General features: G+C 65.5%; 11 protein-coding genes, 1 tRNA gene, 1 pseudogene and 1 riboswitch. Of the genes and pseudogenes, 2 read left to right on the forward strand and 11 right to left on the reverse strand.

Features of this window, described 5'->3' with window-relative positions; genetic code table 11:
* The first annotated feature begins 24 nt into the window (after positions 1-24).
* Positions 25-117: riboswitch (TPP riboswitch) on the forward strand.
* The gene (thiD, locus tag ATJ78_RS13640; RefSeq protein WP_098408743.1) at positions 109-1,674 is read left to right on the forward strand and encodes a bifunctional hydroxymethylpyrimidine kinase/phosphomethylpyrimidine kinase; all 1,566 of its coding nucleotides are present in this window, start codon (positions 109-111) and stop codon (positions 1,672-1,674) included. It overlaps the preceding riboswitch by 9 nt.
* Before the next feature lie 52 nt (positions 1,675-1,726).
* Here the strand turns inward: thiD and ATJ78_RS15905 are convergent, their stop codons facing one another.
* The 10 genes and pseudogenes from ATJ78_RS15905 to ATJ78_RS13690 form a co-directional block, all read right to left on the reverse strand.
* The gene (locus ATJ78_RS15905) at positions 1,727-2,374 is read right to left on the reverse strand and encodes a nucleotidyltransferase domain-containing protein (protein WP_156088595.1); all 648 of its coding nucleotides are present in this window, start codon (positions 2,372-2,374) and stop codon (positions 1,727-1,729) included.
* A gap of 27 nt (positions 2,375-2,401) precedes the next feature.
* Positions 2,402-2,475 (reverse strand) — tRNA-Leu (locus ATJ78_RS13650).
* A gap of 111 nt (positions 2,476-2,586) precedes the next feature.
* Positions 2,587-4,125, reverse strand: a complete 1,539-nt coding sequence (locus tag ATJ78_RS13655; RefSeq protein ID WP_098408744.1) for an NAD(P)/FAD-dependent oxidoreductase — start codon at positions 4,123-4,125, stop codon at positions 2,587-2,589.
* 46 nt (positions 4,126-4,171) lie between these two features.
* The gene (locus ATJ78_RS13660; RefSeq protein WP_245836330.1) at positions 4,172-5,473 is read right to left on the reverse strand and encodes a S8 family peptidase; all 1,302 of its coding nucleotides are present in this window, start codon (positions 5,471-5,473) and stop codon (positions 4,172-4,174) included.
* Positions 5,474-5,475: 2 nt separating this feature from the next.
* Positions 5,476-6,000 (reverse strand): DUF501 domain-containing protein, encoded by a 525-nt coding sequence (locus tag ATJ78_RS13665; RefSeq protein WP_098408745.1) that lies wholly within the window; start codon positions 5,998-6,000, stop codon positions 5,476-5,478.
* A 4-nt stretch (positions 6,001-6,004) separates the two neighbouring features.
* Positions 6,005-6,556, reverse strand: coding sequence for an FtsB family cell division protein (locus ATJ78_RS13670; protein ID WP_098408746.1), 552 nt, complete (start codon positions 6,554-6,556; stop codon positions 6,005-6,007).
* Positions 6,557-6,629: 73 nt separating this feature from the next.
* Entirely contained in the window at positions 6,630-7,910 is a 1,281-nt protein-coding gene (eno, locus tag ATJ78_RS13675; protein ID WP_098408747.1) for a phosphopyruvate hydratase, read from the reverse strand.
* Positions 7,911-8,003: 93 nt separating this feature from the next.
* The gene (gene hisS, locus ATJ78_RS13680; RefSeq protein WP_098408748.1) at positions 8,004-9,317 is read right to left on the reverse strand and encodes a histidine--tRNA ligase; all 1,314 of its coding nucleotides are present in this window, start codon (positions 9,315-9,317) and stop codon (positions 8,004-8,006) included.
* A gap of 27 nt (positions 9,318-9,344) precedes the next feature.
* Positions 9,345-10,013 (reverse strand): nucleoside triphosphate pyrophosphohydrolase, encoded by a 669-nt coding sequence (locus ATJ78_RS13685; protein WP_245836331.1) that lies wholly within the window; start codon positions 10,011-10,013, stop codon positions 9,345-9,347.
* Positions 10,006-11,451: pseudogene (locus ATJ78_RS13690) on the reverse strand (aldehyde dehydrogenase family protein); the annotation flags it as partial. The pseudogene ATJ78_RS13690 and the gene ATJ78_RS13685, both read right to left, overlap by 8 nt.
* A 103-nt stretch (positions 11,452-11,554) precedes the next feature.
* Here ATJ78_RS13690 and nhaA point away from each other — a divergent pair.
* A complete protein-coding gene (gene nhaA / locus ATJ78_RS13695) occupies positions 11,555-12,883 on the forward strand; it encodes a Na+/H+ antiporter NhaA (protein ID WP_098408750.1) in 1,329 nt (442 codons plus the stop codon).
* On the opposite strand, the gene ATJ78_RS13700 is transcribed toward nhaA, so the two are convergent.
* The gene (locus tag ATJ78_RS13700; RefSeq protein ID WP_098408751.1) at positions 12,865-13,092 is read right to left on the reverse strand and encodes a hypothetical protein; all 228 of its coding nucleotides are present in this window, start codon (positions 13,090-13,092) and stop codon (positions 12,865-12,867) included. The genes nhaA and ATJ78_RS13700 overlap by 19 nt on opposite strands.

Genomic DNA, 13,092 nt, shown 5'->3' on the forward strand with positions numbered 1-13,092 from the left:
CAACCATCAGGTAGAGTGGCCGTCACCAGTGACACGGGGTGCCCGCCATGGGCTGAGAACACACCCGTCGAACCTGATCTAGCTCGTACTAGCGAAGGGATGTCGCGAATGTCGCGCACGCCAGAAACACGTGTATCCACCTCTCCGTCACCGCGCTCCACCGGGGACATTGCACCATCGACCGGCAATCAGCCGCCGGCGATTCCGCGAGTGCTCAGCATTGCCGGAACCGACCCGTCCGGAGGCGCCGGTATTCAGGCCGACCTCAAATCCATCGCCGCGCACGGCGGCTACGGCATGGCCGTCGTCACCGCGCTTGTCGCCCAGAACACGCACGGCGTGCGAGCCGTACACACTCCCCCGCCGGAATTTCTCGCAGAGCAGCTGGATGCTGTCAGCGACGACGTTCAGATTGACGCGGTCAAGATCGGCATGCTCGCGTGCGCCGAGAACGTCGACGTCGTCGATGCCTGGCTTGAGCGCACGCCGGTTCCCGCGGTCGTGGTCGATCCTGTTATGGTCGCCACGAGCGGCGACCGGTTGCTTGACCGTTCGGCCGAGGAGGCGCTTGCCCGGATGCTGCGGCACGCCGACCTCGTTACGCCGAATGTTCCCGAGCTCGCCGTGCTCGCGGGCGAGCCAGTCGTTCGCGCGTGGCCCGAGGTTCTCGCTCAGGCTGCCCGCGTCGCCGAACGATTCGACACCCTCGTGCTCGCGAAAGGCGGCCATGCTGGGGGCGACGCTGTCCGCGATGCTCTGGTGTCGGCGTCGGGTGTCATCGCGGAGTTCACGACCGCCCGCATCCACACGACGAACACACATGGCACAGGCTGTTCGCTCTCGTCCGCGATCGCGACGCTGTTCGCGCAGACCACCGAATGGGCAAGCTCGCTCGAGCGGGCGAAGAGCTGGCTTGCCGACAGCATCCGTCATGGATCGCGCTTGAACGTGGGCTCCGGAAACGGTCCCGTCGACCACTTCGCTGAGCTCTGGCGGCGTGCGGCGGCACCGCTCACCCCACCGCAGATTGCCGAGAAATGGTGGTCGGGAATCGCCGATGTGCGCGGCGCCATCGACGATCTCCGCTTCATCACTGGGCTGACCGATGGCACGCTCGAAGGGGACGCCTTCCGCCATTACCTGGTGCAAGACACCTTGTACCTGCGCGACTACTCTCGCATGCTGGCGGCGGCGAGCACGCTTGCCCCGACGGTCGACGAGCAGCAGTTCTGGGCGTCTGGAGCGCTCAATGCCCTCGCCGGTGAGACTGCCGTCCATGCGCACTTTCTCGGCGATCTGTCTGTCGTCGACACTGCAGCGAAGGCAGCGGCGACCGTCGCGTACACCGATCATCTTGCCGCGACCGCCGCCCGCGATTCATACGCCGTGCTTATCGCTGCTCTGCTGCCCTGCTACTGGATTTACGTCGATGTCGGAACCCGGATGCTGCCCGCCGCTGCCCCAGACACGCCATACCTGCCGTGGCTGCGCACCTATGAAGACCCGGCGTTCGCCGACGCGAGCACACGGGCGATCGAGGTCGTCACGCGCTGCGCCGCTGAAGTCGACGCTGCGACTCGCGAGCGGATGTGGCGAGCGTTCCGCATCTCGGCCGAGCACGAGCTGCGCTTCTTCGCCGAGCCGCTCGAGTTCGTCGCCGCAACCGTGCGCTGAGCGCGCAGCCCACCGCGCGTGGTGCCATTCGGGTCTGTCCGCCGCAGGGCCGCTATCGCTCGTCAAGCAGCTCGAGCCATGGATGCTGCGGGGCAGTGCGAGCGAGCGCGTCGACGAGCCATGACCGCCGTTCATCGCTCAGCCGCGGCATCACCGCGGCAAGATCGTCTCGGTCCTTCGCGCGGTCGCCCTTTGCCTTGTACAGCAGTTGGATCTCGGGGCGCAGATAGTGCACGCCGTCGCGTTCCCAGAGGGCGTCGCTCATCGGCATCCGCACAACAGGGTCGCGCTTGTACACCCAGGTCTGCGCGTCGCCCGGAGACAGCAGAATGTCGAATTCCCAGCGCGACGCCGCATCAGCACGTGTCCAGAGCTGCGCGCATCCTTCGGGGAGCACGTCGTCTGCAGCGGCATCCGGCCTGTCGTCGGGAAGCAGCGGCGTGAGTGTGCCGTACGTCGGCGTCCACGCGTCGAGGCGGCCGCGGAGGTGCCGTCGAAGTTCGGCAAACTCAGCCCTGAGCACGCCGATGTCCATGTCTTCGTGCGGGCGAGGGACCCCGGTGTACGCCTCGATCGACCATCCACCGGCGACCCACCAGGTCCCCGAGTATTCGGCGAAGAAGGCTCCAGCATCTGCGGGGGTGCGAGCCGCCCACTCGCCGTAGAGCCGCGTGAACTCAGCATCGCTCATCTCGGGCATCTGTTCAGTCTAGAACGCGGCGAGGTGTGCCCCCACTGGGATTCGAACCCAGACTGAAGCGATTTTAAGTCGCCTGCCTCTGCCTGTTGGGCTATAGGGGCCGCTCCCCTACATTACGGGAAACTGGCACACCTCATTGCCGTCACCAGGCAGTGGAATTGCGAGAAGGACCTGCCCGTATGGGACAGGTCCTTCATGCGCTGCGCGTTCGACTACGCGACGTTGTCTGCGGAGTCCTTCTCGGCTTCCTTCGACGCCGCCGGCTTCTTCGCGGCCGGCTTCTTGGCAGCGGGCTTCTTCGCAGCTGTGCTCTTCGCGGGCGCCTTCTTGGCCGGAGCCTTATCGGCGCTCTTCGTCACCGGCTTGTCAGCCTTCTTCTCGACGGCTTTCTCGTCCGAACTGTTCTCGGGCTTGTCTTCAGCCGGAGCCGGAGGCTTGGGACGTGCGGCGAACTCCTCGAAGGCCGCACGGGGGTGCTGCAGCGCCGAGAGCGATGCGATGTCGCGGCCGAGGAAGAAGTTGTTCCACCAGCCCCAGAACACGCGGAACTTGCGCTCCCACGTCGGCATCGCCAGCCCGTGGTAGCCCCGGTGCATGACCCATGCGGGGAAGCCCTTGATTGCGATCTTGCCCGACTGGAAGACGCCGGTTCCGAGTCCGAGACCGGCGACGGCACCAAGGTTCTTGTGAATGTAGTCCTTCGGCTGCTCGCCGCGCAGCACGGCGACAAGGTTCTTTGCAAGGAGCTTGCCCTGGCGCACGGCGTGCTGTGCGTTCGGAACGCAGTAGCCGCCGACACCTCCGCCGGTCAGATCGGGAACGCGCGAGACGTCACCCGCTGCCCACGCACCCTCGATGGGCTCGTCATCGGTTCCGACGCGCAGATCTGCGCGCGTGACGACGCGGCCGCGCTCCTCGATCGGAAGGTCGGTGTGACGCACGATCTGCGGTGTCGCCATGACGCCCGCCGTCCAGACGATGACGTCTGACTCGAACTTCTCGCCGGTTGACAGCTCGATGTTTCCGTCGACACACGACGCGAACTGCGTGTCGAGGTGCACAAGAGCGCCGCGCTTGGCGAGGTCCTTGAGCACCCAATGACTCGTCTCGAGCGAGACCTCGGGCATGATGCGACCCATGGCCTCGACGAGGTGGAAGCTGACGTCATCAAACTCGATCTGCGGGTAGAACTTGAGCAGTGCACTCGCGAATGAGCGCATCTCTGCAAACACCTCAATGCCCGCGAAACCACCGCCGACCACGACGAACGTGAGAAGCCTGTCGCGTTCGGGGCCAGGAGGCAAGTGCGATGCCTTCGCAAAGTTGTCGAGCATGCTGTCGCGAATGGCGACAGCCTCTTCGACCGTCTTGAGGCCGATGCCCTGATCCGCAAGTCCCGGAATCGGGAAGGTGCGCGACACAGCGCCACCGGTGACGACGACGTGGTCGTACTCGAAGTCGTACGGCTCGCCGACGTCGGGCGTGATCGTCGCCTTCTTCGCGGCGTGGTCGATGTACGTCACCTTCGCGGTGATGACCTCGGTGCGCTTGAGATGGCGTCGAAGCGGAACGATCGCGTGGCGCGGCTCAATCGAGCCTGCAACGATCTCGGGAAGGAACGGCTGGTACGTCATGTAGGGACGGGGGTCAACAACGGTGACCTCTGCCTCTCCTGCACGCAGGTGCTTCTCGAGCTTCCATGCGGTGTAAAAGCCGGCGTAGCCTCCGCCGACGACGAGAATCTTGGGCACGGTGAAATAATCTCCTACTGAATCGCAGATACAGCAAACGAGCGTACTACTTCTTGCGTGCCACCCGTTTGGCATGCCGGGTAGCGCCTATGGCACCAAGCGTTATCAGTGTACCAGCGCCGAGAAGCAGGGCTGCAGGAACACTCACGTACCGAATCGTGTCAGCCGTGGGAAGGAAGGGATTCACCGACGGGTTCGACTTTTCAATCGGCGGCAGCGCCTTCACCTTCGTGGTATCGACGGGCGGTTCGACGTTCTCGGCCTCCGCTCGCCTGTTGACGGTGATCCACTTCTCGAGACTACCCATCGGGTTCGCATCGACGGTTTCGACGTCTTTGTTGATGGCGTCGCCGACGTTCGCAAGGCCGTATCCGTAGTCAGACGAGGGAACCTCGTCTCCCTGGTACTCCGTCGGATGCGCCGTCTTGATGAGTCGGTTGATGATGTTGTTCGCGTCCATGTCGGGATACGCCGAACGCAGCAGCGCGACCATGCCCGCCACGATCGGTGCCGCTCCACTGGTCCCTGCCCACTGCACGCGTGTACCGTCGGCCGAGACACCGGTCAGTTCCTCACTCGGCGCCGAAACACCGATCGTGATGCCCTCGGTCGATGCACCCTCGCTGACTTTCGTCGATTTATCGACACCGGCAACCGTGAGCACCCCGGGAATCGTCGCCGGAGCACCGACCATCTCGGTGCCGCTGCCACGGTTTCCCGCTGCCGCGACAATGATCACGTCGTTGTCGTGGGCGTATTTGAAGGCTTCGTCCCACGACGGATCCCACTCTTTCGTGTTCGTCGAGAATGACATGTTGATGACGTCCGCGCCGTTGTCCACGGCCCAGTGAATTCCCTCGGAGACCTGGTCGATGAAGGGCACCGTGGCGCCGCTCGACGGAAATCCGATCGAGATCGAGAGCAACGTCGCTTCGGGCGCGACTCCGAGAGGCTCGTTTTCAGAGCCGTCGCCGCGGCCCGCAGCGAGAGAGGCAACCCAGCTGCCGTGGTTGCGCTCTTCTTCGCTTCCCAGAGGCGTCCGCCCATCCGGCGATCCGACCCCGGACACGTCGATTCCGCCCGTGACACCGGCGAAGTCCGCCGGGCCCTTGCCGATTCCCGTGTCCATGACGGCGATGACGGCTCCCTTGCCCTTCGTCGTCTTCCACGCCTCTTGAATGCCGTATCCGCTGTCGAGCCAGTACTGGCTGGTGCGATCCCCGGCGAACGCGGCCGCCGGTGTCGCACTCAGCACGGTCATCGCTCCCGCCGTCGCCACAATTGCGACGGCGCGCTGCAGCAGACGCTTGGCGCGAACCCGGTCGCGAACACGTGGGCGCTGGGTCATTCTCAGCTCTCTTCCGTCACCTCGTCGAACGTGCAGGTGCAGACCTCCGGCGACCATGACGCTCGTTCCAGAGCTCTGTCTCCGATCGGGTTGACGCCGGGGCCGGCCGCTAGCGAATGGGCGACGAGAGCGTGAAGACACTTCACGCGCGTCGGCATTCCGCCAGCGGAAACCCCGTCGATCTCCGGCACGTTCCCCATGCTCTCACGATCGGCAAGGTAAGCGACATGGGCACTTCTATACGCCTCGCGCAGCTGCTCGTCGTCCTCAAGCTGCTGCGTGAACTCGGCCATGACATGGTTCGCCTCGAGTTCACTCACGGCGGCTGTCGCTCCGGGGTGGCACAGATAGTAGAACGTCGGGAAGGGAGTCCCGTCAGACAGCCGGGGGCTCGTCGAGACGACCGTTGGCCCGCCGCACACGCAGCGCGCCGAAATGCCGACGACGTCACGCGCAGGGCGTCCGAGCTGCGCGGACACGATGGCGATGTCGGCGTCAGAAACGGGGTCGAAGGGTGGTGTTGTCACGCTGTCACTTCTTCTCGGTGGGGGTGGGAGTCGGCGTGGAGCTCGGCGTCGGTTCATCATCATCGTCGGCCACAGGAGTGAACGCCGACGTCAGAATCGACGTCAGCATCGATGACGCCCAGTCGACGTCGGTTGTCGTGAGGTCCTCGCTGATGGGATCTGTCGTGTCGGGCAGGAACGTCTCGTCGAGGTCGTTGATCACAATGAAGCTGATCTCGCCCGGGCTCACATAGAAGAACCGTTCCCGCGCCTGCGTCTGCACATAGGTGGGGTCTTCCCACCGCTCGCGCTCCTGCCGCAGGTCTTCAACGTCGTCTTTCTGCTTCGCGACCTGCTGCCGAAGATCTGCGATCTGCTGGCGCTGCTCGACAAGCGCTTTGAGGTTGGGAGCGAGCACGACGACGCCGAGCACGAGCAGAACCATCATCATGAGCGAGAAGCCCGAAAAATGGATGCCGCCAACCCAGCGTCCTCGCTCGGATTGCTCGACGACGACGGTGTCGTCGTGCGAGCGGCGCGACGAGGTGCGACGCGCGTTCCCGGGCCGTCGTGCCATGGAATCCTCCTGCTGAAATGCGAAACGCTCCCGGCGCTGCGCTCAAGCGCGGCACCGGGAGCGTTTTCGGGTACTACGCGCTGAAGCGCGGGAAGGCAGAACGGCCCGCGTAGACGGCGGCCTCGCCCAGCTCCTCCTCGATTCTCAGCAACTGATTGTACTTGGCGACACGCTCGGAGCGCGCAGGCGCTCCGGTCTTGATCTGGCCCGCGTTGGTGGCGACGGCCAGGTCGGCGATCGTGGTGTCCTCGGTCTCGCCCGAGCGGTGCGAGAGGATCGCGGTGTAGCCCGAGTGCTGTGCGAGCGACACGGCATCGAACGTCTCGGTCAGCGTTCCGATCTGGTTCACCTTGACGAGCAGCGAGTTCGCCGCGCCCTTCGAAATTCCCTCTGCAAGACGCGTCGGGTTGGTGACGAAGAGATCGTCGCCGACGATCTGCACCTTGCTGCCGAGGTTGGGCGTGAGGTGCGCGTAGCCCGCCCAGTCGTCCTCGGCGAGGGGGTCCTCAATGGTGACGAGCGGGTAGTTCGCGACGAGATCCTCGTAGTACGACGTCATTTCTTCGCTCGAGCGGTCCTTGCCCTCGAAGCGGTACGCGCCGTTCTCGAAGAACTCCGTCGACGCCACGTCGAGACCGAGCGCGATGTCGGCACCGGGCGTGTAGCCGGCCTTCTGAATGGCTTCGACGATCAAGTCAAGCGCGGCACGGTTGTTCTCGAGATCGGGAGCGAAACCGCCCTCGTCGCCGAGTCCTGTCGCCAGTCCCTTCGACTTCAGCAGGCTCTTGAGCGCGTGGTACGTCTCGGCACCCCAGCGCAGGCCCTCAGAGAACGTCGGTGCGCCGACGGGCAGGATCATGAATTCCTGAATGTCGACGGCCGTGTCGGCGTGGGCACCGCCATTGATGATGTTCATGAGGGGAACCGGAAGCACGTGCGCGTTCGGTCCGCCGAGGTAGCGGAAAAGAGGCAGATCGGCGGATGCTGCGGCAGCATGTGCCGCAGCGAGGCTTACGCCGAGAATGGCGTTCGCGCCGACGCGCTTCTTGTTGTCTGTGCCGTCAACCTCGCGGAGCGCGTTGTCGATGAGGCGCTGCTCCGAGGCCTCGAGGCCTTCGATCGCCGGCCCGAGCTCGTCGAGCACTGCGGTCACAGCCGTGCGGACGCCCTTGCCCTGGTAGCGCTCGGCGTCGCCGTCACGCAGCTCGTAGGCCTCGAAGGCGCCGGTCGATGCACCGGAGGGAACCGCGGCACGGCCCACTTCTCCGTCGTCGAGCATGACCTCAACCTCGACGGTCGGGTTGCCACGGGAATCCAGAATCTCTCGGGCGATTGTCGCCTCGATGAATGCCACGGAATGTCTCCTCTATGCCGAATTGGTAGGTGAGTGGAACGTCGTTGGCCCGCGCCCAAGTCTAGCCACACCGCGAGTAAAGCTCACGGTCGTTCAGGCGAGCGGCTTGAACTCGAGCTCATCGATGCGTCGCGTGTCAGAGCGCACGACGGCAAATGCCGTGAAGCCGGCCTGGGTCACGCGGTCGAGCAGGCCCTTGAGGTTCTTCGCCCGTTTCTCGAGTCGCACGCGCGCTCCCCGTGCGACAAGCTGCGTCTTGAGCGCAACGAGCGTCGCGGGGTCCACGTCGCGGTCGTAGACGAGCACGAGCGCCTCGTCGTGCCTTGCAGCATCCACGTCGATCAGGTCGACGAGGCGGTCGAACCCGAGAGAGGCGCCCGATGCGGGAACCTCCTGCCCGAGAAAGCGGCCCACGACGTTGTCGTAGCGACCTCCCCCGCCGAGCGAGTAGCCCAGCTCGGGGTGGTGGATCTCGAAGATCGGGCCGGTGTAGTAGCCCATGCCGCGCACGAGGAACGGGTCGAACTGCACGAGAGGCGTCTGCCCCTCGGGCACACCGGCGGCGGTGGATGCTGCACGAACGGCGTCGCCGATGCCCGCGAGCTCCGCGATCACCTCGTCATCAACGCCCTCGGGCAGAAGCGACCGAATCTGCTCGACGCCGAACTCTCCCGCCTCGAGCCCGTCGATGCGAGCAAGATACGCCTCGAGAGCGTCAATGGCGGATGCTGTCGCCTCACGCTCGCGCAGCTCGGCGACGACGCCGTCAGCTCCGATCTTGTCGAGCTTGTCGATCGTGATCAGCACGCCGGGGTGTTCCCGCTCGACGAAGCCGAATGCCGTGAGCATGCTCGTGAGGATGCGACGGTCGTTGAGCCGGAAGGTGAAGCCCGAGAGCCCCAGTTCGCGCAGAGCGGCAGCTGTCGCCGAGATGAGCTCGATCTCGGCGAGCGGGCCCGGTTCGCCGAAGATATCGATGTCGCACTGCACGAACTGCCGGTAGCGCCCCTTCTGCGGGCGCTCGGCGCGCCAGACCGGAGCAATCTGAATCGCGCGGAACACGGGAGGCAGCTCGCCGCGGTGCGTCGTGTAGAAGCGAGCGAGCGGAACCGTGAGGTCGAAGCGCAATCCCAGGTCGGCGATCCCCGACACGTCGCCGGACTCTGATGCCGCGCGCAGATCATCGGCTCCGAGTCCGCGCTTGAGCACGTTGAACGTGAGCTTCTCGTTGTCGCCGCCGAGACCGCCATGCAGGCGCTGGTAGTCCTCGACAACCGGCGTCTCGATCTCGTCGAAGCCGTAGCGCGTGTACACGTCGCGAATGCGTCCGAGTGCATACTCGCGTTTTGCCTTGTCTGCGGGGAGGTAATCGCGCATGCCGCGCGGCGGTGTCACAGGGGAAGCCATGCTCACAATTCTGGCACGGCGAGCGCATCACCCCTTTTCGCGCTCGCGCACCTCGTCGCTCAACCGGCGCACGGCGCCACGCAGCGCGCGCTCGGCGTCGAGTCCCCGTGCGCGGGCGGCACGCACGATCTCAAGCAGCTGGTCGCCGAGCTGGGACTCGTCGTCGGCGACAGCATCCGGATTCTCTGGCTGCGACTCCCCCGCGGGCAGCACACCCGAGCGTTCGGCGCGCCCGATCAGCTTGTCGGCGAGCGCGAGGGCGGGCAGATGAGGCGGGATGCCGTCAAGCGCGCTCGTACGCGAGTGCTTCTCGTTCGCCTTCGCCGCACTCCATACGCGAAACACGTCGTCGAGTGTCGGCGCCGATTCATCACCGAAGACATGAGGATGCCGGCGCACGACCTTCTCGTGCGCGACACGCGCCACGTCGTCGAATGTGAACTCCTCGCCCGGCGTTCGTGCCGCGATCTCGGAGTGAAAGACCACTTGCCACAGCACATCGCCGAGTTCTTCGAGCATCGCCTGGGCGTCACCCGATTCGATCGCCTCGACGAGCTCGTAGCTCTCTTCGATGAGGTAGGTGACGAGGGACTCGTGCGTCATCGACTGGCTCCAGACGCAGCGATCGAGCACGTCGGCCATGTCGGCGAGCAATCGTTCGGTGTGGGGCGATTCGACGCCGCCCGCGTCAGTCATCGTCGCCGCCCATGAGCCGCGAGGTGCGCGCGATGAGGCGACGCGCGATCGCCGATTTTCCCGACGTGAACGGCGGGTACACGAGCGACATCGTGTCGGGCACGAGCCCCTTCGACAGCACGGCCTTGGCGTGGCTGAACGTCGTGAACGAGCGCTCACCGTGATAGGCGCCCGTGCCGCTGGCGCCGACTCCCCCGAACGGAAGGTCCGCAACGGTGAGGTGCGCGGCGGGCACGCCGAACGCGATCGCGCCCGATGACGTGTCGCGCACGAAGCGCCGCCTTACGTCACGGTCGTCCGAGAACACGTAGAGCGACAGCGGTTTCTCGCGCGCCGCGATGAAACGCACAGCGTCGCTCGCGTCTGCGACGTGCACGATCGGCAAGATCGGCCCGAAGATCTCCTCGCTCATGAGCGCCGAGTCGGGGTCGACGCCGTTGATCACGGTGGGCTCTGCATAGCGCTCGCTGACGTCGACGCGGCCGCCGATCACCGGAGTCTGGCCGTCGAGAAGCGTGCGCAGCCGCTCGGCATGGCGTGTGCTGACGATGCGCCCGTAGTCGCCGCTGAGCGACGGATCGTCGCCGTAGAATTCGGCGATCGCGGCCCGCAGGTGTGGAACGAGCGCGTCCGCCGTGCGTGGAGATGCCAGCAGGTAGTCGGGCGCGACGCATGTCTGTCCCGCGTTCAGCAGCTTGCCCCACACGAGACGGCGTGCGGCGACTTCCAGATCGACGGTGTCGTCGATGAAGGCCGGCGACTTTCCGCCCAGCTCGAGTGTCACCGGCGTCAGGGTTTCGGATGCTGCTTTTGCGACGATCCGCCCGACCGCTGTGCTTCCTGTGAAGAAGATGTGGTCGAACCGTTGCGCAAGCAGCTGGCTCGCGACCTCGGCGTCGCCCTCGACGACGGCGACCGCGCGATCGTCGAGGTACGCGGGAACGAGCGCTGCGATCGCCTCGCTCGTCGCCGGGGCGAGCTCGCTCGGCTTGAGAACCACGGCGTTGCCCGCCGCGAGCGCCCCGATCAGCGGAGCGAGAATCAGCTGCACCGGGTAGTTCCACGGCCCCATGATCAGCACGGTGCCGAGTGGTTCGTACACGGTTTTTGCCGACGCGGGCGCGAGAACGAGCGGAACACTGACGCGCCGCGGACGCAGCCATCGTCTGAGGCGGCTCAGCGTGTGGTCGAGCTCGGCGAGCACGATCCCGATCTCGGTGGTCTGCGACTCCGTCGGGTGCTTGCCCAGATCGCGTGACAGCGCGCGCTCGAGCAGATCCTGATTGTCGATGAGCAGCGACCGCAGCGCGTGAAGCTGCTCTCGGCGCCACTCATACGGCTTGGTCACCCCGCGTGAGAACGCCTGACGAACGTGCTCAACCGCCTCAGAAGCTGTCGTGTTCTCTGTCGACATGAGCTCCCCTTTCACGCTTCGGCGCTGTGGAGTACAACACTACCCACGTGCCACCGCCCCTATACTGGGGCACGGTGCGCCGGGAAGTCTGGTCGGCAATTCTGTCAGCGAGCCCGGAGACCTGTCCATGACGCGCACCAACAGCACCCGCACCATTCTCGGCCGTGGCAGCTTCGCCGAGGTCAAACGCATCGGTGAGATCCTGCGTGCGGAGACGGTCGGGGGCGCTCTTCTCGTCGCCGCTGCCGTCATCGCGATCATCTGGGCGAACTCCCCGTGGGCGAGCGGCTACTTCACGGTGCGCGACATCACGTTCGGCATCCCCGAGCTTCACCTTGAGCTGACGATCGGCCAGTGGGCGTCAGACGGTCTTCTCGCAATCTTCTTCTTTCTCACGGGCCTCGAACTCAAGAAGGAGTTCGTGATCGGCGACCTGCGCTCCCCCGCGACAGCACTGGTTCCCGTGGCCGCCGCGTTCGGCGGCGTCGCGGTGCCCGCCATCATCTACGTCGTCACCAACCTCGGTACGTCAACGGGTCTGCAGGGCTGGGCGATCCCGACCGCGACGGACATCGCGTTCGCCGTCGCCGTGCTCGCCATCCTCGGTTCGCACCTGCCGAGCGCCCTGCGCATCTTTCTGCTCACTCTCGCCGTCGTCGACGACCTCATCGCGATCGTTATCATCGCGATCTTCTATGCCGAGGGGTTCGCGCTGGCTCCGCTGCTGCTCACGCTCATTCCCCTGGCCGCATACGCTGCTCTCACGCACGCGTTTCCTCGGTTCTTCGGCCGGAATCTCTGGGCGCCGTGGGGCATTCTTCTGCCGATCGGCGTCGTCGCGTGGGCTCTGCTGCATGCCTCCGGCATCCATGCAACCATCGCCGGCGTGGCGCTCGGCTTCGCTGTTCCCGTGCGCCGCATGGCAAAGCACGGCGGCCCGGATGCTGGCCCCGGCCTCGCCGAGGTTCTCGAGCACCGGCTGCGCCCGCTCTCGAGCGGCTTCGCGGTGCCCGTCTTCGCCTTCTTCGCGGCTGGCGTCGCGGTCGGCGGACCAGACGGCTTTGTCTCTGCGCTCACCGATCCGGTGATGATCGGAATTCTCGCCGGCCTCGTGCTCGGCAAACCCATTGGCATCACACTGACCACGTGGCTGCTCACGCGGTTCACGAAGGCGCGGCTCGACGGCTCGCTCGCATGGATCGACGTGATCGGCGTCGGGATGCTGGCGGGCATCGGGTTCACGGTGTCACTGCTCGTCGCCGAGCTGAGTTTCGGGGACGACAGTCCGCACGGCGACCATGCGAAGATCGCGATCTTCACAGCATCCGTTCTCGCTGCTCTTCTCGCCGCGATCGTGCTGCGCGCGCGCAACCGCCGCTACCGGCGCATTGCCGAGCAGGAGGGCGTCGATGCCGATGGGAATGAGATCCCCGATGTCTACGAGGATCGCAGCTGACGCACGCGCACGAACCGGTCAGCGCGATGTTTCCAGCGCGACGAGCGCGTCGACAACCGGGGCGTGCTGCTGCTCGAGTTCGGCGGCCGAAGAACGATGTCGCCGGCACGCCAGGTGAGACCGCGGCCTCCGCTCAATCGCGCGGGAACATGTGCTTCGACGCCGAAAGCAGCGAAGACATCGGATGCTGGCATCGCGAGTGACGTCAC

This window comes from Paramicrobacterium agarici (assembly GCF_002563955.1).
Taxonomy (GTDB): Bacteria; Actinomycetota; Actinomycetes; order Actinomycetales; family Microbacteriaceae; genus Paramicrobacterium; species Paramicrobacterium agarici.

What these genes read in the sequence shown, in the direction of transcription:
- thiD (WP_098408743.1), top strand. Translation starts at nt 109, where the DNA reads ATGTCGCGCACGCCAGAAACACGTGTATCCACCTCTCCGTCACCGCGC.
- ATJ78_RS15905 (WP_156088595.1), bottom strand. Translation starts at nt 2,374, where the DNA reads ATGCCCGAGATGAGCGATGCTGAGTTCACGCGGCTCTACGGCGAGTGG.
- ATJ78_RS13660 (WP_245836330.1), bottom strand. Translation starts at nt 5,473, where the DNA reads ATGACCCAGCGCCCACGTGTTCGCGACCGGGTTCGCGCCAAGCGTCTG.
- ATJ78_RS13670 (WP_098408746.1), bottom strand. Translation starts at nt 6,556, where the DNA reads ATGGCACGACGGCCCGGGAACGCGCGTCGCACCTCGTCGCGCCGCTCG.
- hisS (WP_098408748.1), bottom strand. Translation starts at nt 9,317, where the DNA reads ATGGCTTCCCCTGTGACACCGCCGCGCGGCATGCGCGATTACCTCCCC.
- ATJ78_RS13685 (WP_245836331.1), bottom strand. Translation starts at nt 10,013, where the DNA reads ATGACTGACGCGGGCGGCGTCGAATCGCCCCACACCGAACGATTGCTC.
- nhaA (WP_098408750.1), top strand. Translation starts at nt 11,555, where the DNA reads ATGACGCGCACCAACAGCACCCGCACCATTCTCGGCCGTGGCAGCTTC.